Source organism: Idiomarina xiamenensis 10-D-4 (assembly GCF_000299895.1).
GTDB lineage: Bacteria > Pseudomonadota > Gammaproteobacteria > Enterobacterales > Alteromonadaceae > Idiomarina > Idiomarina xiamenensis.
On sequence record NZ_AMRG01000002.1, the window covers coordinates 79173 to 100478 of the forward strand.

Consider the following 21306-nt stretch of genomic DNA (forward strand, 5'->3'; position numbering starts at 1 on the left):
TTACAGATCGAAATCTCCTAAATCGGCGGCGCTAACCTCACTATCAATTTGACCGACCAGATAAGAACTGATTTCGGCTTCTTGTGGTGCTACTTGGACGTTATCTGAGACCAAGTATTTATTCATCCACGGTAGTGGATTACTGCGGCGATTTTCAAACGGCGCATCAAAACCAATCGCTTCCATACGTAAATTGGCAATGTACTCGACATACTGACATAACATGTCTTCATTAAGACCGATCATTGAGCCATCGCGGAACAAATAGTGAGCCCATTCCTTTTCTTGCTCGACCGCGGTCATAAAGATGTTATACGCATCGTCACGCAGCTCTTCAGCGATTTCCTTCATTTCTGGATCATCTTCGCCGTATTGCCATAAATTCAGAATGTGCTGAGTCGATACTAAATGAAGGTTTTCATCGCGAGCGATCAAACGGATGATTTTTGAGTTACCCTCCATTAATTCACGCTCGGCAAAGGCAAAAGTGCAAGCAAAACTGACGTAAAAACGGATGGCTTCGAGTGCGTTAACCGAGTTAATGCATAAAAATAGCTTTTTCTTCAATTCACGCATGGTCACGTTGTGTACTTCACCGTCAACCTCGTGCTGGCCTTCACCTTGGGTTTGCCAAAGTTGCGTGTAGAAGATCAAATCATCGTAATAACGGGAAATATCGGCAGCACGCTTCTTTATCTGTTCGTTAATGACAATGTCTTCGAATACTTCACTCGGATCGGAGAACAGGTTACGCAAAATGTGCGTGTAAGAGCGCGAATGGATGGTCTCATAAAACGACCAAGTTTCGATCCAGGTTTCTAACTCAGGAATTGAAACAATCGGTAACAAGGCGATATTCGGGCTGCGGCCTTGTACTGAATCGAGCAGCGTTTGATATTTCAAGTTTGAAATAAAAATATGCTTTTCGCTGTCAGTCATCTTATTAAAGTCGACGCGGTCGCGACTGACGTCAACTTCTTCTGGACGCCAGAAGAAGCTGATTTGTTTTTCGATCAGTTTTTCGAAAATACTGTGCTTTTGTTGATCATAACGAGCGACGTTGACCGAGTGGCCAAAGAACATCGGTTCCTTTAACGGATCGCTCTGTTCCTGACTAAATGTAGAATAAGACATAAATCCGTTATCCCTTAAATTTTGCAGGCGCCACCGGCGCAATCATCGTCTTCTACCATGACCTCTGCGGCTTGTGCCTGATCACGATTTTTCAATGCTTTTGCGGCGAGATCTGACTGATTGTCTGAGGCGCCATCACGGGTGTTGTGATAATACAGCGTCTTCACACCCAGTTTATAGGCGTACAGCAAGTCTTGTAGCAATTGCTTCATCGGTACTTTACCCGCGTCAAATTTACCTGGGTCGTAGTTGGTGTTAGCAGAAATCGTTTGATCGACGAATTTTTGCATAATACCCACTAATTCTAAATAACCCTTATTGCTCGGAATATTCCATAGCAATTCATAGTTATCTTTAAGGTTCTCGTAATCCGGTACTACCTGTTTTGTCACGCCGTCTTTAGACGCTTTAATACTGACAAATCCGCGCGGTGGCTCGATACCATTGGTGGCGTTTGATATCTGTGATGATGTTTCCGATGGCATCAAGGCCGATAGCGTCGAATTACGCATGCCATATTGCTTGATTGCAGCGCGCAATGCGTCCCAATCTTGCTGCAATGGTTCACCACAAACGCCGTCCAAATCTTTCTTATAAGTATCAATCGGCATGATACCTTGTGAATAAGTGGTCTCGTTAAACTTCGGACAAGCACCTTTTTCCTTGGCCAAATTGACCGAGGCTTTCATTAAGTAGTACTGCATCGCTTCAAAGGTGCGGTGTACCAGACCATTAGCCGAGCCATCGGAGTATTTCACGCCGTGTTTAGCGAGGTAGTAGGCAAAGTTGATCACACCAATACCGAGCGTACGACGGTTCATGGTGGCGTTGTAGGCCGCCGGCACCGGATACTCTTGATAATCTAACAAGCTATCCAAGGCACGCACGGCCAAATCGGCCAATTCGTCAAAGTCCTCAAGCGACTCTATTTTGCCTAAGTTAAAGGCTGATAAGGTGCACAGTGCGATTTCACCGTTCTCGTCGTTGACGTGTTGTAACGGTTTGGTCGGTAACGCGATTTCTAAACACAGGTTACTTTGTCGAATCGGCGCCACGCTGGCATCAAACGGGCTATGGTTGTTGGTGTGGTCAACGTTCTGCAAGTAAATACGACCGGTACTAGCACGTTCTTGCATAAACAAACTAAACAGTTCAATCGCCTTGATCCGTTTTTTGCGGATCGACTCATCCTGCTCGTATTGGACGTATAACCGTTCAAACTCATTTTGGTCGGCGAAGAACGCATCATAGAGACCCGGTACATCAGACGGACTAAATAAGGTAATGAAGTCATCTTTGACTAGGCGTTGATACATTAAGCGGTTAAATTGTACGCCGTAATCCAGATGACGTACGCGGTTTTCTTCCACACCACGGTTATTTTTGAGCACCAATAAACTTTCCACTTCTAAATGCCAAAGTGGATAGAATAGGGTAGCTGCGCCGCCACGAACACCACCTTGCGAACAGCTTTTCACCGCTGTTTGGAAGTATTTATAAAATGGGATACAACCGGTGTGGAAGGCTTCGCCATTACGAATTGGGCTACCTAAGGCGCGAATACGGCCCGCGTTGATACCAATCCCAGCGCGTTGTGATACGTATTTAACGATAGCGCTGGCGGTGGCATTGATAGAGTCTAGGCTGTCACCGGTTTCAATCAGTACGCACGAACTAAATTGACGCGTCGGTGTACGAACGCCGGACATGATGGGCGTCGGCAACGAAATTTTGAACTCTGAAGTGGCGTCATAAAAACGCTTGATATAGGCCATGCGCGTGTCGCGCGGATAATTGGCAAACAAGCAAGCGGCAACTAACACATAAAGAAACTGCGCGCTTTCGTAAATCTCTCCGCTAACGCGGTTTTGCACTAAATATTTACCTTCCAACTGTTTTACCGCCGCGTAAGAAAAATTCATGTCGCGCCAGTGGTCGATAAATTCATCCATTTGATCAAATTCGTCACTGCTGTAGTCGTCGAGCAAATGACGGTCATAGCGGCCGTTTTCGACCATGCGTTTAACGTGATCGGCTAAGCGCGGTGGCTCAAATTGACCGTACGCTTTTTTGCGCAAATGAAAAATAGCAAGACGGGCTGCCATGTATTGATAGTCGGGCGCTTCTTCTGAAATCAGGTCAGCTGCGGCTTTAATGATGGTTTCGTGGATATCTTCGGTTTTGATGCCATCATAAAACTGAATATGAGATTTAATTTCGACTTGTGAAGCAGATACATTATGTAAGCCTTCAGCCGCCCAGGTGATGACGCGATGGATCTTATCCAGGTTAAGCGGTTCACGTTGACCGTCTCGTTTCGTTACAGATAATTGCTGGTTCATGATTAGCGCTCGACTTTTTGTTTGATTTTTAGTCAAAACGGAACCACAAGATATAGTGAAATAGAGTCCGGATTGTGCGTTTACTACACAATATCTTGGGGTTGTAGGTTTAGCTGATATACTAGAGAGCTATGCGTCAGTGATCAAGCCAAAAAACGTTAAGATACTGGGTCAAAATCGTGACTGTTAGTCTCTACTAACTGAGTAACCTAGAGGTGTACACGCTTTGCTTGTTAATAACTTTTTTTAAAACATTTTTGACTGAGCTAATAGCGAATTTTAGCGATATTTTATAAGCGTTGATTTTCAAGGGATTTATGAGAAAACACCAGATATAGCGTCTTAGCTATGAGGTATGACCTATATCTAGTGTTTGCTGAATCGGCGACGGCAATTCTTAGAACCAACGCCGCAGCCGAACGCGTGCGAACAATGTCCGCTGCCATTAAGCCAGCGTCAACTGCCGTAATAGTGCAGTCAGGGCGGCGGGCTCGGCGATGCGGTGATCAGCGGGCCACTGCGCCGGTACCTCGTCGGGCGTAATATAACCGTATTCAGCCAATACCGTGGTCATGCCTGCCGCGCGACCGGCCAGTATATCGCGTTCAGCATCGCCGACATACCAACACTGGTTGGCCTCCACCGCCAATTGCTCAGCAGCGTATAACAGCGGTTGTGGATGCGGCTTGGCGACACTTAGGGTGTCACCGCAAACGACCACATCGAGCGCATTGAGTGGTGCAAAATAAGGCAACAACTGTTGGGTTAGCTGACTCGGCTTATTGGTCACTATGGCGCACAAATAGCCTTGTTGCTGTAATTCACTGAGCATTTCCTCAATACCCGGAAATAACACCGAATGATGATGAATCGCGGCGCTGTATGCGGCTAAAAAAGCGGCTCTTAAACGTGCTTGGTCGGCGGCATAATCTTGTTCGCCGAAGCCTAGCGTTAATAGGCCATTGGCACCGTGAGACGCATATGAACGATAAATGTCGTTACTGACTTCGGCGCGTCCTTCTTCACGTAATACCTGATTTAAGGCCGCGCCCAAATCGGGAGCGGTATCTAATAAGGTGCCGTCAAGGTCGAATAGAACAGCTTTTGGATTTTGTTTCACAACGGTTTTTCCAAACTAACAATGTAGTTAACGTCAACATTACGCGAACTAAAAAAGAAACCACGCCAAGGCAAATAATGCATACCCGTCATGTCGTTAGCACGTAGCTGGCAGGCATCGGTCATCGCCAGCAGTTCGGCTGGACGAATGAATTTATGGTGGTCATGGGTGCCGGTAGGTACCCAGCGCAACACGTATTCAGCGGCAACGATACCTAATAACCAGCTCTTTGGCGTGCGATTAAGTGTCGATAAGAATAACCGCCCGCCGGGTTTCAATAACTTTGCGCAGGCGCGGATAACCGAGCTTGGGTCTGGCACGTGCTCCAACATTTCTAAGCAAGTGACTACATCAAACTGAGCGGCATGCTGTTCGGCAAAGGTTTCCGCAGCCATCAGTTGATAATCGACCTCAACCTGTTGTTCCAGGGCATGCAATTTAGCCACTTGCAGCGCCGCCTTGGCCATATCGATACCGGTCACATTGGCACCGCGTTTGGCTAGTCCTTCGGCGACTAAACCGCCGCCGCAACCAACATCGAGCAAACGCTTACCGAATACGCCCTGACACTGGCGCTCAATATAATCTAAGCGCAGTGGATTGATTTGATGTAATGGCTTGAATTCGCCGTCTGGATCCCACCAACGCGACGCAATCGCGGAGAATTTGTCGATTTCGTGACTATCGACGTTGTCGCTAGGGAAAGCCGGGCTGTTGTTGCTGGTGTTAGGCATAACGATATACAACTCTTTGGGTCGGCAAAACTGCATCTTAGGTAGTGCGAGTTTACTGAAATTGTGTGCCGATAAAAAGAGGGTGCGAGCGGCGCCTTGTATGGGTACAATGAGCTGAATCAGAAGAACAACACAAAGTTAGCGTTTTAGGGATAGTATCTATGACCGATCTAGCAAGAGAAGTCGCGCCGGTAAATATTGAGGACGAACTCAAGAGTTCATACTTAGATTACGCCATGAGCGTTATCGTGGGCCGCGCGCTACCGGATGTCAGGGATGGCTTAAAGCCGGTACACCGTCGCGTGCTGTTCGCCATGAACGAGCTGCGCAACGACTTTAACAAGCCTTATAAAAAATCGGCCCGGGTGGTCGGTGACGTTATCGGTAAATATCACCCGCATGGCGATAGTGCCGTGTACGACACCATTGTACGTATGGCACAGCCGTTCTCGCTGCGTTACATGTTGGTTGACGGCCAAGGTAACTTTGGTTCGGTTGATGGCGACTCGGCTGCCGCGATGCGTTATACCGAAGTCCGTATGGCAAAAATTGCCCATCAATTACTAGCGGATTTAGATAAAGAAACCGTCGACTTCGTTCCCAACTACGACGGTACCGAACAAATTCCTGACGTGTTACCCACCAAAGTACCGAATTTGTTGGTCAATGGTTCGTCGGGTATTGCCGTCGGTATGGCGACCAATATTCCGCCGCATAACCTGACCGAAGTTATCAACGGTTGTTTGGCGATGATCGATACGCCCGATATCGGTATTGATGAATTGATGGAATACATTCCCGGGCCAGATTTCCCAACTGCCGCCAGCATTTCAGGTCGTGCGGGTATTATCGAGGCTTATCGTACCGGGCGTGGTCGTATTCATTTACGCGCCAAAGCCGAGATTGAACGTGACGATAACGGTGGTCGAGAAACCATCATCGTGACCGAGATTCCGTATCAGGTAAATAAAGCACGACTTATCGAGAAAATTGCTGAATTAGTCAAAGAAAAGCGCTTAGAAGGCATCAGTGGCTTACGCGACGAATCTGATAAAGATGGTATGCGTATTGTCATTGAATTGAAGCGCGGCGAAGTCGGCGAAGTGGTGTTAAACCATTTGTATGCCAACACCCAAATGCAGGTGGTGTTTGGTATCAACATGGTGGCCTTGGATAAAAACCAACCGCGTTTATTTAACTTACGTGACATGTTGGAAGCCTTTATTCGTCACCGTCGCGAAGTGGTGACACGTCGCTCAGTTTATGAGTTGCGCAAGGCACGAGAGCGTGCACATATCTTAGAAGGGTTAGCCATCGCGCTGGCCAATATCGATGAAATCATCGAATTAATTCGTCGCTCACCGACGCCAGCAGAAGCTAAAGAAGCGTTAACCAGTCGCTCTTGGCAGTTAGGCGATGTCGCCGCGATGCTTGAGCGCGCTGGTGTTGACGCGGCTCGTCCTGACCATTTACCCGCAGAATTCGGCGTGGTTGGCGGACATTACCAGTTAACCTTGGAGCAGGCTCAAGCCATTTTGGATTTACGCTTGCATAAGTTAACCGGCTTAGAGCACGAGAAAATCCTTGATGAATATAAAGAGTTGTTGAAGCAGATCGAAGCGCTATTGTTAATTCTGAACAGCGCGGAACGCTTAATGGAAGTAATTCGCGAGGAATTAGAAGCGGTTAAAGCCGAATTTGGCGATGCGCGTCGCACCGAAATTACCGCTGCCACTCACGATATTTCGATGGAAGATCTGATCAACGAAGAAGACGTGGTATTGACCTTGTCTCACCATGGCTACGTCAAATATCAGCCATTGACCGAATATGAAGCGCAACGTCGCGGTGGTAAGGGTAAATCAGCCACGAAAATGAAAGACGAAGACTTCATCGAACGACTTTGGGTGGCTAATACTCACGATACCATCCTTTGCTTCTCGACACTGGGTCGGATTTACTGGATGAAAGTCTACCAGTTGCCATTAGCCACACGGATATCGCGTGGTCGACCTATCGTTAACTTGTTACCGTTAGAAGAAAACGAGCGTATTACGGCGATATTGCCGACACGAGATTATCCTGAGGATAAATTTGTGGTCATGGCGACGCGTAACGGTACTGTTAAAAAGACGCCATTGGTCGATTATTCGCGGCCACGTAACGGCGGTATTATCGCCCTGAACTTGGTCGATGATGACGAGTTGATTGGGGTCGATATTACCGATGGCGGTGATGAAATTATGCTGTTCTCGGACGGAGGTAAAGTTGTACGCTTTACCGAAGATCAAGTGCGTTCAATGGGCCGTACCGCTACCGGTGTTCGTGGTATTCGCTTAGAACCGGGTCAGCGCGTGGTCTCATTGATTGTACCGCGAGCCTATGACAGCGACGAAGAGCCAAAAATCTTAACCGTGACCGCTAATGGTTTTGGTAAGCGCACCGGCATCACGCAATACCCAGCTAAGAGCCGTGCCACCAAAGGCGTGGTTTCAATTAAAGTCAGCGATCGTAATGGGCCCGTGGTGGGCGCCATGGAAGTCATCGATGGTAACGAAATCATGCTGATTTCAAATAAAGGTACGCTGGTACGTACTCGCGTTAATGAAGTGTCAACCGTAGGACGTAACACGCAAGGCGTTCGCTTGATTCGAACGGCTGATGACGAAACCGTGGTGGGCTTACAGCGTATTGATGAAATTGACGAAGACGACAGCGATATCGCTATCTTAGATGGTGAAGCGGCTGACGTGGTGGTTGACGAAGCTGACGCTGGTGTCGATAACGCGGACGACAGCGAGGAGTAAAGGGTCAATGATCTATAACTTTTCGGCAGGGCCGGCGATGTTGCCGGCCGCGGTTCTCAAGCGCGCTCAGGAAGAGCTGTTAGACTGGCAAGGGTTGGGTATTTCGGTGATGGAAATCAGCCATCGCGATCCCGCTTATGTGCGTATGGCGCGTCAGGCTGAGCAAGATTTACGTGAATTGATGTCGGTTCCCGACGATTATCATGTCCTATTCTTGCATGGTGGTGGTCGCGGACAGTTTGCCGCCGTGCCGCAAAACATTGCCACCAGCAGCGCTACCGTCGATTATCTTGATAGTGGCATTTGGTCTGGTTATGCCATTCGCGAAGCCGAAAAGTTTGTCGGTCGGGTCAATGTTGTCGGTGGCCGTGTGCAAACCGAGCAGGGTACTGCCATTGCACCGTTTGAACAGTGGCAATTGTCTGACGACGCCGCGTACTTTCATTATTGTCCGAACGAGACGGTTGATGGCATTGCCTTGCATCAATTGCCCACTCAAGTGACAGCGCCGATTGTCGCCGATATGTCGTCAAATATTTTGTCTGAGCCGCTAGATGTTAGCCGTTTTGGCGTCATTTATGCCGGTGCGCAAAAGAATATCGGTCCGTCGGGTTTTGCTATCGCAATTGTTAAGCAGTCGTTGCTGACGCAGCCTCAGCAACAGGTTTCGACCATCATGGACTATGCTGCACAGGCTGCTGATGGCTCCATGTACAATACCCCGAATACTTTTGCTTGGTATTTATCGGGTTTAGTGTTTCAGTGGTTAAAGGAACAGGGCGGGGTCGCTGAAATGGGCCGCATTAACGCCGCAAAGGCTGCCTTGTTGTATGACTTTATTGACAAATCTGAGTTTTATCAAAATCGTATTCACCCTGACTTTCGTTCGCGAATGAACGTACCATTCCAACTCATCAACGAGCAGCTTGATGCCGAGTTTTTACGTCAGGCTGAACAGCAAGGGCTGATGGGCTTGAAAGGCCATCGCTTTGTAGGGGGCATGCGAGCCAGTATTTATAATGCAATGCCTTTAGCTGGCGTGCAGACACTGGTTGAGTTTATGCAACACTTCGCGGAAAAGAACGGATAACAATTACCATTATGTCGAGTTTTAACCCTGAACAATTAGCTAATCCCGGCGTTCGTCAATTGCGTCCTTATCAGGCTGGCAAGCCAATCACCGAATTAGAACGTGAGCTGGGTATAAAGAATATCGTTAAGCTAGCGTCTAACGAAAATCCGTTAGGCATTAGTCAGAAAGTGAAAGCGGCGTTAGCCGAGGAACTCAACGATCTGGCTCGTTATCCAGATGCCAATGGCTTTTATTTAAAAGAGAAAATAGCCAAAAAGCAGGGCGTTGAAATGAATCAAATTACCCTCGGTAATGGTTCTAACGACGTGCTGGAATTGATTGCCAGAACCTTTGTTAACGATAGCCACGAAGTGATTTTTTCGCAGCACGCGTTTGTGGTTTATCCGATTGTTACTCAGGCAATTGGCGCTACCGCAGTGGCTGTACCGGCGAAACAGTATGGTCACGATCTGGATGCCATGCTGGCAGCAATTAGCGATAAAACACGACTGATTTTTATTGCTAATCCGAATAATCCTACCGGCACCTTTTTAAGTGCCGAGGCGCTTCATGACTTTTTAAAGCAAGTGCCTGATAACGTATTGGTGGTGTTAGACGAAGCCTACACCGAATTCGTACCCGTCGCTGAACGCTCACCGTCGTTTGCTTGGGTTACTGAATTTCCTAATTTATTGGTTTGTCGTACCTTCGCCAAGGCTTATGGCTTAGCTGGGTTACGTGCAGGTTATACCGTTTCTGACGCTCGTATCGCTGATTTGCTCAACCGTGTGCGCCAGCCTTTCAATATGAATAGCTTATCGCTGCGTGCGGCAGAAGTCGCGTTAGACGATGACGAATACTTGCAGCAATCGGTAGCCATTAATCAAGCTGGTATGCAACAGCTAGTGAATTTTTGCGAGCAACGTGGCCTGAGTTATATCCCCTCCTATGGTAACTTTTTGACCATTGAAGTGGGTGACGACGCCGAGCAGTTATATCAAGAGCTGCTACAGCAAGGTGTCATCGTGCGCCCGGTCACGGGCTATCAGTTGCCTCGTCATTTGCGCGTTAGCATCGGTTTGCCAGCAGAAAATCAGGCCTTTATTGACGCCATGGTCAAGCTTGGACGTTGATTGCGTTGGCGTAACTGAGCGACTATACCCCTAAGTTAGAATGATCGGCCCAAAAGAAGGTATCGTTCATGTCCGATAAGTTGTACTTGGCGGCGCGGCAGCGCTGCCAAGGTCAAGTTTCTCTACCCGGCTCAAAAAGTATCGCTAACCGCGCGTTGTTAATGGCGGCATTGTGTCGTGTTGCAAAACTTGTTACAAAGTGACGATACCGAGCATATGCAACAAGCTTTACAACGCTTGGGAGTCGGCATACAACGGCGGGGCGATAACGCTTGGTTGGTCCAAGGTAATGGTGGTCAATGGCAGGCGCTATCGACGGCGCTGTACCTAGGCAACGCGGGTACGGCAATGCGACCATTAACCGCGGTGCTAGCGGCGACAGCACGCGAAGCCTATTGCCTGACTGGCGATGCACGCATGTGTGAACGGCCACTGGGTGATTTGGTCGACGCTTTGCGTCAAGGTGGTGCGCAGATCGACTATCAGCATAATATCGGCTATCCGCCGCTGTCTATCAAACCCGGCTTGCGGGGGGGCATTATCCGCGTCGACGGCTCCACCTCAAGTCAATATATTAGTGCGTTGTTAATGGCCTTGCCGCTATTAAAAGATGACAGCGAACTGCACCTGATCGGCACCGTTGTGTCACGCCCATACATCAACTTGACCCTAGCCATGCTGCGCGACTTTGGTATTGCTATTCAAGCACTCGATGATAACCGCTTTGCCATTGCCGGCGGACAACGCTATCAACTGCAGCAAGCGAGTAACCATTATTGGGTTGAAGGTGACGCCAGTGCGGCTTCTTACTGGATAGCGGCTGGCGTGTTGGGGCACGGACCATTGCGCATCGATGGGGTGGGTCGTCATAGTATCCAAGGCGATATTAATTTTGCCGATGTCGTGGCGCGGATGGGTGGCCAGGTGACTTTACAGGCACAACATATAGAGGTTGCCGGTGGCCAGTTGCACGGTATTGATGTCGATTTAAATACTATTCCCGATGCCGCTATGACCATCGCTGTATTGGCCTTATTTGCTAAGGGTGACACGCGTATTCGTGGCGTTGCGAATTGGCGCGTAAAAGAAACCGACCGTATCGACGCCATGGCCAATGAACTGCGTAAAGTGGGTGCCAGCGTGACCATTTACGACGATGGTTTGGCCATTAGTCCACCGCAACATTGGCAGCACGCCGATATCAAGACGTACAACGATCACCGTATGGCAATGTGCTTTTCGTTATTGGCTTTTGCGCCGAGTGGCGTGACCATTTGCGATCCCGCCTGTTGTAGTAAGACTTATCCTCGTTATTTTACCGAATTCGCTCGTCTTTGCCCCGCACCGAGCTAAGCATTTAACCGGTTTTAACGTTAAATTTTCGTAACGATTGAGCCGCATCAGGTGCATTTCTTTTTATTTCCCGTATAATTGCGGCGCTTTATGCTGACCTTGCAGCGCAATGATTGAGGATGATATGAGCAGCCATATACCGGTAATAACTATCGATGGACCCAGTGGTGCGGGAAAGGGCACCGTTAGCCGTTTGTTGGCTGACAAATTGGGTTGGCATCTGCTCGACAGCGGTGCCATTTATCGGGTGTTGGCGTTAGCAGCAATACATCATCACTTCAGCCCTGACGATGAAGAAAGTCTGGTGGTGTTGGCCGCGAACCTTGATGTAAAATTTGTCAGCGAAGAAGAACGTGCGTTAACCCATATTATTTTAGAGGGTGAGGACGTGACGTTGAGCATCCGCACCGAAGAGGTTGGTAATATGGCTTCTAAAATCGCGGCGTTACCGCGTGTTAGAGAGGCATTATTACGTCGGCAGCGAGCGTTTAAAGAGCTACCCGGCTTAATCGCCGATGGTCGAGATATGGGCACCGTGGTGTTCAAAGATGCTGACGCTAAGATTTTTTTGACGGCGAGCGCCGCAGAACGTGCGCAACGTCGTGCGCAGCAATTGAAGCAAAAGGGCTTCTCTGCTAATATTGAGCAATTAATCACCGAAATTCGTGAGCGCGATGATCGGGATACCAACCGCTCTGTGGCGCCATTAAAGGCTGCCGATGATGCATTGTTTGTGGATTCAACCGAATTATCCATCGATGAAGTGGTGGATAAAGTGATGACATTTGCACATAGCAAGTTGTCACAAGCTAGTCAGGCGTAAGCTTGATTAGGGCATCTGCCCGTAAGGATGCGAGCAGATATTTATCATAACCCCGCTGTCATAGGATGTGCAGTGGTCGTCAATTAGCGAAGTTAATATACATATGTCAGAAAATTTTGCACAGCTGTTCGAAGAAAGCCTGAAAGAAATCGAAACTCGCCCAGGCTCCATCGTCAAAGGTACTATCGTAGCGATTCAGAAAGACGTTGTCTTAGTTGATGCCGGTCTTAAATCTGAAAGCGCCATTCCAGCAGAGCAATTCCGTAACGCCGATGGTGAAATCGACGTTAATATCGGTGATGAAATCGATGTTGCACTGGATGCGGTAGAAGATGGTTTCGGTGAGACAATCCTTTCACGCGAAAAAGCTAAGCGCTATGAAGCTTGGCTGCAGCTGGAAAAAGCTTACGAAGACGACGCGACCGTTAACGGCTCAATCAGTGGCAAAGTTAAAGGTGGTTTCACTGTCGATTTAGGCGGTGTTCGCGCGTTCTTACCAGGTTCTTTGGTTGATGTACGTCCAGTACGCGACACTGCTCACCTGGAAAACAAAGAGCTGGAATTCAAAGTCATCAAATTAGACCAGAAGCGCAACAACGTTGTTGTTTCACGTCGTGCTGTGATCGAGAAAGAAAACAGTGCTGAACGCGAAGAGCTGCTGGAGAACCTGCAAGAAGGTCAGGAAGTTAAGGGTATCGTTAAGAACCTAACTGACTACGGTGCATTCGTTGACTTGGGTGGTGTAGACGGCCTGTTGCACATCACCGATATGGCGTGGAAACGCGTTAAGCATCCAAGTGAAATCGTTAATGTTGGCGACGAAATCAACGTGAAAGTGTTGAAGTTCGATCGTGAGCGTACGCGTGTATCACTGGGTCTGAAACAGTTAGGCGAAGATCCATGGGCAGATATTGCTAACCGTTACCCAGAGGGTACGCGTTTGCAAGGTCGCGTGACTAACTTGACCGATTACGGCTGCTTCGTTGAAATCGAAGAAGGCGTTGAAGGTCTGGTACACGTTTCTGAAATGGATTGGACCAACAAAAACGTACATCCTTCTAAAGTGGTTAACTTGGATGACGTTGTTGAAGTCATGGTACTGGAAATCGACGAAGAACGTCGTCGTATCTCTCTGGGTCTGAAGCAATGTAAACCAAACCCTTGGGAAGAGTTTGCTAAGAACCACGATAAAGCTGAAAAAGTCACCGGTAAAATCAAGTCAATCACTGACTTTGGTATTTTCATCGGCCTTGACGGCGGTATCGACGGCTTAGTCCACTTGTCAGATATCAGCTGGAACGCAACCGGTGAAGAAGCCGTACGTGAGTACAAAAAAGGCGAAGAAGTCACCGCGGTTGTATTACAAGTTGACGCTGAGCGTGAGCGTATCTCTTTAGGCATCAAGCAGCTTGAAGAAGACCCGTTCAACAATTACTTAGCAGCTAACAAGAAAGGTGCTATCGTCAATGGTAAGATCACCGAAGTCGATGCTAAAGGCGCTAAAGTTGAGTTAGCCGATAGCGTTGAAGGTTATATCCGTGTAGCCGACATTTCTCGTGACCGTATCGAAGATGCCAGCACGGTATTGAATGTTGGTGATGATGTTGAAGCGCGCTTCATGGGCGTTGATCGTAAGAACCGTACTCTAAGCCTGTCTATCCGTGCGAAAGACGAAGCTGAAGAGAAAGAAGCGGTTGACCAGGTCAACAAACAGCAAGATAGCAGCGGTATCAACAGCGCTATGGCTGACGCCTTTAAAGCGGCTAAAACTGACGATTAATTAACACCTAAATGTGTGGTACTCGACTGAGGGAGGTCTATGATGACCAAGTCAGAGCTGATTGAGCAGTTGATGGAAAAATATCCGCAATTGCCTCCGCGCGATGTAGAGATGGCGGTTAAAGAAATGCTTGAACATATGGTGCAAACACTGGCTAACGGTGAGCGTATCGAGATTCGAGGTTTTGGTAGCTTTTCTTTGCATTATCGAGCACCACGCGTTGGTCGCAACCCAAAGACCGGAGCATCGGTAGACTTGACGGGTAAATATGTCCCTCATTTCAAGCCCGGTAAATTGCTCCGTGAACAGGTTGACGATGGTGGTCGTCAGCGTTAAAACGCGATGTTTGAAAACGGCATGCTATAATGGCATGCCGTTTTTTTATAACAGCATAACGATGCAAAGGAACTGACGATGCTTCGCGTAATATTTACCTACCTACCTTTAGCTGTGGTGTTTGTATTGGCATTAGCATTTGGTGCCCAAAATGATGCTCAGGTTGAAGTTAACTTTTTTATTGTTAAACAGCAGCTTTCGGTGACAGTGTTACTGGGATTATTCGTCGCTTTTGGCTTTATCTTCGGCGTCTTAGCGATGCTGACCCAACAACTACGTTTACGCATGGCAAATCGCCAGTTACGTAAGCGCATCGCCACTCTCGAGCGGCCAAAGCCAAGCTCAAGTCAGGCTTAATATGTTAGAACTGCTGTTTTTATTGCTGCCAGTTGCTGCTGCCTATGGTTGGTTTATGGGCCGCAATAGTGTGCGCTCTGAGGGGCGTCGTGAACAGGAACAGTTCTCGCGGCAATACGTAACAGGATTAAATTTATTACTCTCTGATCAACCCGATAAAGCGGTTGACCTCTTTGTTGAATTACTCGATGTCGACAGTGATACCATCGAAACGCATTGGGCCTTGGGTAAGCTGTTTCGTCGTCGTGGCGAAGTCGACCGAGCTATTAAGATCCATCAAAATCTCATTTCCCGTCCCAGCTTGAGCGAGCATAATCGTCGTTTAGCCATGCAGGAGCTGGGCAAAGATTATTTAGCGGCAGGTTTGTATGACCGTGCCGAAAAAATGTTTTACGAATTACAGCAACACCGTGACTTTCGACGCGATAGTCAGCTACAACTGCTTGAACTATATCAAGCCACCCATGAGTGGGATAAAGCTATTAAAGTTGCGCTACGTCTGGCTCGTGGTGATGACAATATCGCTATTATTGTGGCGCAGCTATATTGCGAGCTGGCTAGCTTACAAGATGAACAAAAGTTGCTGTTGAAGTATTACCACAAAGCTTTACAACACGACCCGGATTGTGTTCGTGCTAACTTGGCGCTCGGTCAGCTGTGGTATGGACAAGGGCAGTATAGCAAAGCGTTGAAGGTGTTATTAGCGGTACCTAAGCAAGAGATGGCGTTTTTATCGGAAGCGTTACCCTTAATAAAAGCCTGCTTTGAAGCGCAACACGACCATAATGGCCTAGCCAGTTTTCTTCATGAATGCGTTAAGCATCAGGGCGGTGCTAGTGCCTCGATCATGCTGTCGGAATTAATTGCCAGCGAGAACGGCATCGAAGCCGCTGAGCAATTTATAGAAACTCATCTGGTTCGTCACCCAACCATGAAAGGCTTCCATCAATTGATGGATTTGCACATTCGTGCCGCCGATGTTGGCCGCGCTCGCGACAGCTTGGTGATGCTACAAAAAATGGTACAACAACAATTACAACAACGTCCGCGTTATAAATGTCAGTATTGTGGTTTCGCTGGCCACACGCTGTATTGGCATTGCCCGTCGTGTAAATCGTGGACGACTATTAAACCGATTAGAGGATTAGACGGAGAATGACAGTGAAACCGCCAATTTTTGTTGCCTTAGATTATCCTAACGCTGCCGCAGCAGAGGCGTTAGTCGAACAACTTTCACCGACCGATACCGGCTTAAAAGTGGGCAAAGAGTTATTTACCGCTGCCGGTCCAGATTTTGTTAAGGGCTTAACAAAGCGCGGTTTTAATGTGTTTTTAGACTTAAAATTCCATGATATTCCTAACACTGTGGCAAAAGCCGTGAGTGCCGCAGCCGAATTAGGGGTTGGTATGGTTAATGTACACGCCAGTGGTGGTCGGCGTATGATGGAAGCGGCGCGGCAAGCGCTTAGTCATTACGGCCAGCAAGCGCCAGATCTGATTGCCGTTACGGTATTAACCAGTATGACCGACGATGAATTGCACGAGGTTGGTGTACGTAAGCCGGTATCAGAGCAGGTTAGTCGATTAGCAGCGCTGACCGCTGACTGCGGTTTAGACGGTGTCGTTTGTTCAGCGCAAGAGGCGGTCATGTTGCGCCAGTACACCCATCAAGACTTTTTGTTGGTGACGCCGGGCATCCGTCCGGAGGGAACCGATAGTGGTGACCAGCGTCGCATTATGACGCCGGTCGATGCTATCCAAGCTGGTGTTAGCTACTTAGTGATTGGTCGTCCGATCACACAAGCTGCTGATCCTGCAGCGGCATTGGCGAGCATTAATAAAGAGATCAACGCTGTTCGCTAACCGTGATATCGTATTTTACGTCGCTCCTCTTTTAATCAGCCTACACTAATAAGCCGCCGCTCGTGCGGCTTTTTTGTTGGAGGAACTGATTCTAATGATTAATAAATTGATGATAAAAATGGCGACTTGGTCGACGCTAGTGATGTTCAGTCTATTGCCACTATGCTATGCGCCCTTAAGTGCGGCGCAGCCGTTATTTAATCCTAGTGGTGGTGGAATACAAAGCGCTAAAGAGGAGCAAGACGCTGTTGCTGCCGGTGAGCAAACCATAAACATCAATACGGCGTCGGCGAATGAATTGGCAAGTCAGCTAAAAGGCATTGGTTTAAAGCGTGCCGGACAAATCATTGCCTTGCGCGAGCATTTGGGCGGCTTTAAAACGATTGAGCAACTGCAACAGGTGAGGGGAATTGGACCAATTTTTATTGCCAATAATAAGCATCGCTTAAGTTTATAGCGTTGACTCGTTAATCGTTCTTAATAGATAAAAAAAGGGACCTAGAAGGTCCCTTTTTTAACTGCTATTAATACAACTCGATTAACTCGGGCTGCACTTAGCCATTGCCGCGCTGGCACGGTGTGACGCCGCTAAAAAGCCGGCTTCACGAGTCGCTTTCGGGAAAGTCCGGCGTTGCTCATCGGTAGCCACCGCAAGCGCTGCAAAGGCGCCTTGACGCGGAGCTGCTGAAGCCTTGGTCATTGCCGCATAGGCGGCTCCTTTAACGCGGCTAGGCGTTAGTACCACGGCTTGTTCCTGTGCAACTACCGCATCAGCTGCTGCGTCTGAATCTGCGCTAGCGGTAACTGGCTCGGCTTCGGCAGACGCAGATAGCTCGGCTGGGCTAACAGCGTCGCTTTCGTTGCTATCGACTTCAACCGCTTGAGCGGTATCGTTGTCCGCTGCAGTTGCATCGGTCTCTACCGTTTGGGCTGAATTGCTCGCTGCCGGCTTCTCTGGCGAATCCTCAACCACAGGCGCCGCAGTCATGGCGGCGCTGCTCACTTCAGCAGCATGATGAATGCTTGCGGCTGGATGTTCCGCCGGCACTGCATCGGCAGCAGGTAACTGCGCTTGGCTTGGTAACTCCGCGTGATTTGACTGTTCATCGGTCTCTGCTGGAGCTGATGCTGGTTCGACGCTTACATCACTAGCACTGTGGGCTTGCTGCATAACCGTTGGTGCAGCGGCTGCATCATCGTCGCTAGGTGCGGTGGAGTTCTCCGCATTTAGCTCGGTGTGCGTTTGCTCTTGCTGCTCACGTTTACGGCGTTGCCCGGCCGCTCGCAAATGGCGAGGTGAGCGACGTGAACGGGTGCGCGATTGTTTAGCTTGGCTATCGTCTTGTGGCTGCGCTTCACTGCCGCTATCGCTGGCATCATCTGCAGGCGCCTTGTCGTTAGCCGCCGCTGATTGCTCTTCAGTGGCTTGTTGTTGAACCTCATGCTCGGCTGCTGGCTGACTTTCTTGGCTCTGCTTGTCCGCAGCGGTTGGCGTCGATTCGACCTCGTGCTGCGACGAGGCATGAGTTGTCGCCGCTGCTTGCACATTATTGCTGTCGCTAACCGTATTATTTGCCACGGTTTGCTGTTCAGCAGCGTTGTCGTTGCTAGGGCTGACAGCCTTTTCGTTATCGGCGACAACGGCATCAGCTGCCTGAGCGTACCGAGCGATTTAAGTTGCGACGTTGACGACGCGGCTTCGGTGCTTGTGCTTTTGGCTCAGCTTGCTCGTTAGTTTTCGCCGCTTCTGTTTGCGTGGCGTTATCTTGTTTGTTGGTATTATCCGCCTGTTGACGGTTATTACGACCGCCACGACGACGGCGATTATTGCGGTTGCCCTCGCGGTTGTTGTCACGATTGCTATCGCGGTTGTTGTCGCGATTGTCCTGACGCTGATCGGACTCTTTGCCGTTATCAGACTTTTTATTGCCCTCGCTTTGCGCGTTAGCGTCATGACGATGACGATTATTGTTACGACCACCGCGACGATTGCGGTTATTACCACGACGCTGGCCATTATTTGAACCACGACGTTGCTGACCACGTTGTTGTTGGTTGGCTGACGATTTGCCTTGTTGTTGCTGATCGTCGTCCGCAAATAGACCTTTCAGCCATTTAGCTAGGCGTGATAGTAACGATGGTTGAGATGCAGCAGAAGCTGCCGGCTTAGCGCTTTGCGGTTTGCTTACCTGTGGTGCTGCGGTTGGTGCCTGTAAGCCCTGCAACGCAGGTTGTTCATTGCTCTTATCTTTAGTCAGTGAAATGCTCACGGACTCTTGAGGCGGTTGTTGCATCAGCTGGAAGCTGGCTTGTTCGGTCACTTCGTCGGTGCGCACGCGCACCACATCAAAATGCGGGGTATCCAGATGATGATTTGGGATCACCACCAGCGATACATTATGACGCTTTTCGATTTTTAGTACCGAGTCACGCTTTTCGTTAAGCAGATAAGTTGCTACCGAAACCGGGACCTGTGCCTGCACTTGGGCGGTATTATCTTTTAGCGCTTCTTCTTCGATTAAACGTAAAATCGACAGTGCTAATGATTCGCTAGAGCGGATAGTGCCTTGGCCACTACAACGCGGACAAACGTGGTTGGCGGCTTCGCCTAACGATGGACGCAAACGCTGTCGTGACATTTCTAATAGGCCAAAACGCGAGATGCGAGATACTTGAATGCGCGCGCGATCTTGTTGTAAGCAGTCGCGTAAGCGGTTTTCAACTTCGCGTTGGTGGCGCGTCGGCGTCATGTCGATAAAATCGATAACAATCAAACCGCCGACATCGCGCAAACGCAGTTGGCGGGCGATTTCTTCGGCGGCTTCCAAGTTAGTTTGTAACGCCGTCTCTTCAATATCGCCGCCCTTGGTTGCTTTGGACGAGTTAATATCAATCGAGGTCAATGCTTCGGTGGGGTCGATAACGATCGAACCACCGGAAGGCAGACGTACTTCACGCTGAAAAGCCGATTCAATTTGGCTTTCTATTTGATAATGACTAAATAGCGGCACATCGCCTTCGTAACGTTTAATTTTGCTAACGAAGTCTGGACGGATCAGCGACACGTGCTCTTTAACTTGCTCAAAAACTTGGCTGTGATCGATCAGGATCTCACCAATGTCGCGACGTAAATAGTCGCGAATAGCGCGGAAAATAACGTTGCTTTCTTGGTGAATTAAAAACGGAGCAGGGCGCTCATCGGCTGCTTTGACGATGGTTTGCCAGTGATTTAATAATACATTTAAATCCCAAGCCAGTTCTTCCACCGATTTGCCAACGCCCGCGGTACGCACAATCAAGCCCATTTCTTCAGGCAGATTTAATTGCGCTAAGGCATCTTTCAAGTCGCTACGCTCGTCACCCTCGATACGACGAGAAATACCGCCTGCGCGAGGATTGTTTGGCATTAACACCAAGTAACTACCGGCTAGCGAAATAAATGTTGTTAACGCTGCACCTTTTTGACCGCGTTCTTCCTTATCGATTTGTACAATAACTTGCTGGCCTTCTTTGACCACATCTTTGATGTTGGGGCGGCCATTAAAGGTGTAACCATCGGGAAAGTAACTGCGGGCAATTTCTTTTAACGGTAAGAAACCGTGACGTTCAGCGCCATAATCAACAAAAGCGGCTTCTAAACTAGGTTCGATGCGGGTAATTTTGCCTTTATAAATATTGGCTTTTTTCTGTTCGCGACCGGGACTTTCGATATCTAAATCATACAAACGTTGGCCATCGACCAACGCCACACGCAACTCTTCTTGCTGCGTGGCATTAATTAACATTCTTTTCATATTGTCACTCTATGACTTATGCCACAGCATGACACCAAAGATAGTACAGATAGTCCTGTCACTATCTCCTTAAAGTACGATCGAATTCGTCTATTTTTGAGCCTCGACCTTAATCGCTAAGGCTTGGCTGATGACCCGTCTATTGACCAGTAAATGCCGTAAAACGTGTCATATCTAAATTCTTTACTAAGCCGAAATGCGCTTGCGTACTCGTGCCATGCTATCGCTTATTCCAATTAAAAAGCGAACTTGATTACCCTTATAGGCTTTACACCTGCTGTTAATGACAACTTTACGGCAGCAGGCCGATGTTTCCGTGCCATCAGAATCTCGGCATAGGGTAGTTATGGTCAGCAACGCTGGACTAATGATTCCAAAGCTAATGCCGTCAATTCAAACTACCTCGCAGTAACAGATGAGTTATTGCGATAATTACCGTACTCTGACGTGGACATGTCGTTTTTGCGAACGGGTATTCAAGGTCACACGATAATACGAGTTCTGTATTTCTATCTAGCTCACTGTCATGACTAATTTGCGAACCCTACTCGGGTAGATGTTCGCTCAAACAGGATTTGGCGATAGAAATTGACACTTAATTATTTCACACTTAAAGGTGTTTATACAAGCGCCAATTTTCCGTGCTGTGGCGCGGGCA

The 21306-nt window shown here is 48.5% G+C and carries 16 protein-coding genes and 1 pseudogene; 11 read left to right on the forward strand and 6 right to left on the reverse strand.

Annotated features, from left to right (window positions below):
• The 4 genes from nrdB to ubiG form a co-directional block, all read right to left on the reverse strand.
• Positions 1–1134: a class Ia ribonucleoside-diphosphate reductase subunit beta gene (gene nrdB / locus A10D4_RS01720; RefSeq protein ID WP_008487336.1), complete on the reverse strand. Its 1134-nt coding sequence runs from the start codon at positions 1132–1134 to the stop codon at positions 1–3.
• Between the two features lie 14 nt (positions 1135–1148).
• A complete protein-coding gene (gene nrdA / locus A10D4_RS01725; protein WP_008487339.1) occupies positions 1149–3476 on the reverse strand; it encodes a class 1a ribonucleoside-diphosphate reductase subunit alpha in 2328 nt (775 codons plus the stop codon).
• Between the two features lie 445 nt (positions 3477–3921).
• Positions 3922–4596 (reverse strand): phosphoglycolate phosphatase, encoded by a 675-nt coding sequence (gene gph / locus A10D4_RS01730; RefSeq protein WP_008487341.1) that lies wholly within the window; start codon positions 4594–4596, stop codon positions 3922–3924.
• On the reverse strand, positions 4593–5330 hold the full coding sequence (gene ubiG, locus A10D4_RS01735) for a bifunctional 2-polyprenyl-6-hydroxyphenol methylase/3-demethylubiquinol 3-O-methyltransferase UbiG (protein WP_008487342.1): 738 nt from the start codon (positions 5328–5330) through the stop codon (positions 4593–4595). The genes gph and ubiG overlap by 4 nt, the downstream gene beginning before the upstream one ends.
• 161 nt (positions 5331–5491) lie before the next feature.
• On the opposite strand from ubiG, the gene gyrA reads away from it, so the two are divergent.
• The 11 genes and pseudogenes from gyrA (at position 5492) to A10D4_RS13545 (ending at position 17311) form a co-directional block, all read left to right on the forward strand.
• A complete protein-coding gene (gene gyrA / locus A10D4_RS01740; protein WP_008487343.1) occupies positions 5492–8137 on the forward strand; it encodes a DNA topoisomerase (ATP-hydrolyzing) subunit A in 2646 nt (881 codons plus the stop codon).
• A 7-nt stretch (positions 8138–8144) separates the two neighbouring features.
• Positions 8145–9227 carry a 3-phosphoserine/phosphohydroxythreonine transaminase gene (gene serC / locus A10D4_RS01745; protein ID WP_008487344.1) on the forward strand — a complete coding sequence of 361 codons (1083 nt, stop codon included), beginning with the start codon at positions 8145–8147 and terminating at the stop codon, positions 9225–9227.
• Between the two features lie 11 nt (positions 9228–9238).
• Entirely contained in the window at positions 9239–10342 is a 1104-nt protein-coding gene (hisC, locus tag A10D4_RS01750; protein WP_008487345.1) for a histidinol-phosphate transaminase, read from the forward strand.
• Positions 10343–10410: 68 nt separating this feature from the next.
• Positions 10411–11695, forward strand: a pseudogene (aroA, locus tag A10D4_RS01755) (3-phosphoshikimate 1-carboxyvinyltransferase).
• A 124-nt stretch (positions 11696–11819) separates the two neighbouring features.
• Positions 11820–12518, forward strand: coding sequence for a (d)CMP kinase (gene cmk, locus A10D4_RS01760; protein ID WP_008487348.1), 699 nt, complete (start codon positions 11820–11822; stop codon positions 12516–12518).
• Positions 12519–12621: 103 nt separating this feature from the next.
• On the forward strand, positions 12622–14298 hold the full coding sequence (rpsA, locus tag A10D4_RS01765; RefSeq protein ID WP_008487349.1) for a 30S ribosomal protein S1: 1677 nt from the start codon (positions 12622–12624) through the stop codon (positions 14296–14298).
• A gap of 42 nt (positions 14299–14340) precedes the next feature.
• The gene (gene ihfB / locus A10D4_RS01770) at positions 14341–14634 is read left to right on the forward strand and encodes an integration host factor subunit beta (protein WP_008487350.1); all 294 of its coding nucleotides are present in this window, start codon (positions 14341–14343) and stop codon (positions 14632–14634) included.
• Between the two features lie 78 nt (positions 14635–14712).
• Positions 14713–14991 (forward strand): lipopolysaccharide assembly protein LapA domain-containing protein, encoded by a 279-nt coding sequence (locus tag A10D4_RS01775; protein ID WP_008487351.1) that lies wholly within the window; start codon positions 14713–14715, stop codon positions 14989–14991.
• Between the two features lies 1 nt (position 14992).
• Positions 14993–16150 carry a lipopolysaccharide assembly protein LapB gene (gene lapB / locus A10D4_RS01780; protein WP_008487352.1) on the forward strand — a complete coding sequence of 386 codons (1158 nt, stop codon included), beginning with the start codon at positions 14993–14995 and terminating at the stop codon, positions 16148–16150.
• Positions 16147–16854 carry an orotidine-5'-phosphate decarboxylase gene (pyrF, locus tag A10D4_RS01785; protein WP_008487353.1) on the forward strand — a complete coding sequence of 236 codons (708 nt, stop codon included), beginning with the start codon at positions 16147–16149 and terminating at the stop codon, positions 16852–16854. Before lapB ends, pyrF begins: the two co-directional genes overlap by 4 nt.
• A 94-nt stretch (positions 16855–16948) precedes the next feature.
• Positions 16949–17311: a ComEA family DNA-binding protein gene (locus A10D4_RS13545; RefSeq protein WP_008487354.1), complete on the forward strand. Its 363-nt coding sequence runs from the start codon at positions 16949–16951 to the stop codon at positions 17309–17311.
• Positions 17312–17392: 81 nt separating this feature from the next.
• On the opposite strand, the gene A10D4_RS13830 is transcribed toward A10D4_RS13545, so the two are convergent.
• On the reverse strand, positions 17393–18433 hold the full coding sequence (locus A10D4_RS13830; RefSeq protein WP_008487355.1) for a ribonuclease E domain-containing protein: 1041 nt from the start codon (positions 18431–18433) through the stop codon (positions 17393–17395).
• Between the two features lie 67 nt (positions 18434–18500).
• Positions 18501–20648, reverse strand: a complete 2148-nt coding sequence (gene rne / locus A10D4_RS01800) for a ribonuclease E (RefSeq protein WP_156812065.1) — start codon at positions 20646–20648, stop codon at positions 18501–18503.
• Positions 20649–21306: the final 658 nt, after the last annotated feature.

Excerpts from the sequence above, each read along its gene's own strand:
- lapB (WP_008487352.1), top strand. The coding sequence starts at position 14,993 with ATGTTAGAACTGCTGTTTTTATTGCTGCCAGTTGCTGCTGCCTATGGT.
- serC (WP_008487344.1), top strand. The coding sequence starts at position 8,145 with ATGATCTATAACTTTTCGGCAGGGCCGGCGATGTTGCCGGCCGCGGTT.
- rne (WP_156812065.1), bottom strand. The coding sequence starts at position 20,648 with ATGAAAAGAATGTTAATTAATGCCACGCAGCAAGAAGAGTTGCGTGTG.
- A10D4_RS01775 (WP_008487351.1), top strand. The coding sequence starts at position 14,713 with ATGCTTCGCGTAATATTTACCTACCTACCTTTAGCTGTGGTGTTTGTA.
- ubiG (WP_008487342.1), bottom strand. The coding sequence starts at position 5,330 with ATGCCTAACACCAGCAACAACAGCCCGGCTTTCCCTAGCGACAACGTC.
- A10D4_RS13545 (WP_008487354.1), top strand. The coding sequence starts at position 16,949 with ATGATTAATAAATTGATGATAAAAATGGCGACTTGGTCGACGCTAGTG.
- pyrF (WP_008487353.1), top strand. The coding sequence starts at position 16,147 with ATGACAGTGAAACCGCCAATTTTTGTTGCCTTAGATTATCCTAACGCT.
- gyrA (WP_008487343.1), top strand. The coding sequence starts at position 5,492 with ATGACCGATCTAGCAAGAGAAGTCGCGCCGGTAAATATTGAGGACGAA.
- rpsA (WP_008487349.1), top strand. The coding sequence starts at position 12,622 with ATGTCAGAAAATTTTGCACAGCTGTTCGAAGAAAGCCTGAAAGAAATC.
- nrdB (WP_008487336.1), bottom strand. The coding sequence starts at position 1,134 with ATGTCTTATTCTACATTTAGTCAGGAACAGAGCGATCCGTTAAAGGAA.
- cmk (WP_008487348.1), top strand. The coding sequence starts at position 11,820 with ATGAGCAGCCATATACCGGTAATAACTATCGATGGACCCAGTGGTGCG.
- hisC (WP_008487345.1), top strand. The coding sequence starts at position 9,239 with ATGTCGAGTTTTAACCCTGAACAATTAGCTAATCCCGGCGTTCGTCAA.
- nrdA (WP_008487339.1), bottom strand. The coding sequence starts at position 3,476 with ATGAACCAGCAATTATCTGTAACGAAACGAGACGGTCAACGTGAACCG.
- ihfB (WP_008487350.1), top strand. The coding sequence starts at position 14,341 with ATGACCAAGTCAGAGCTGATTGAGCAGTTGATGGAAAAATATCCGCAA.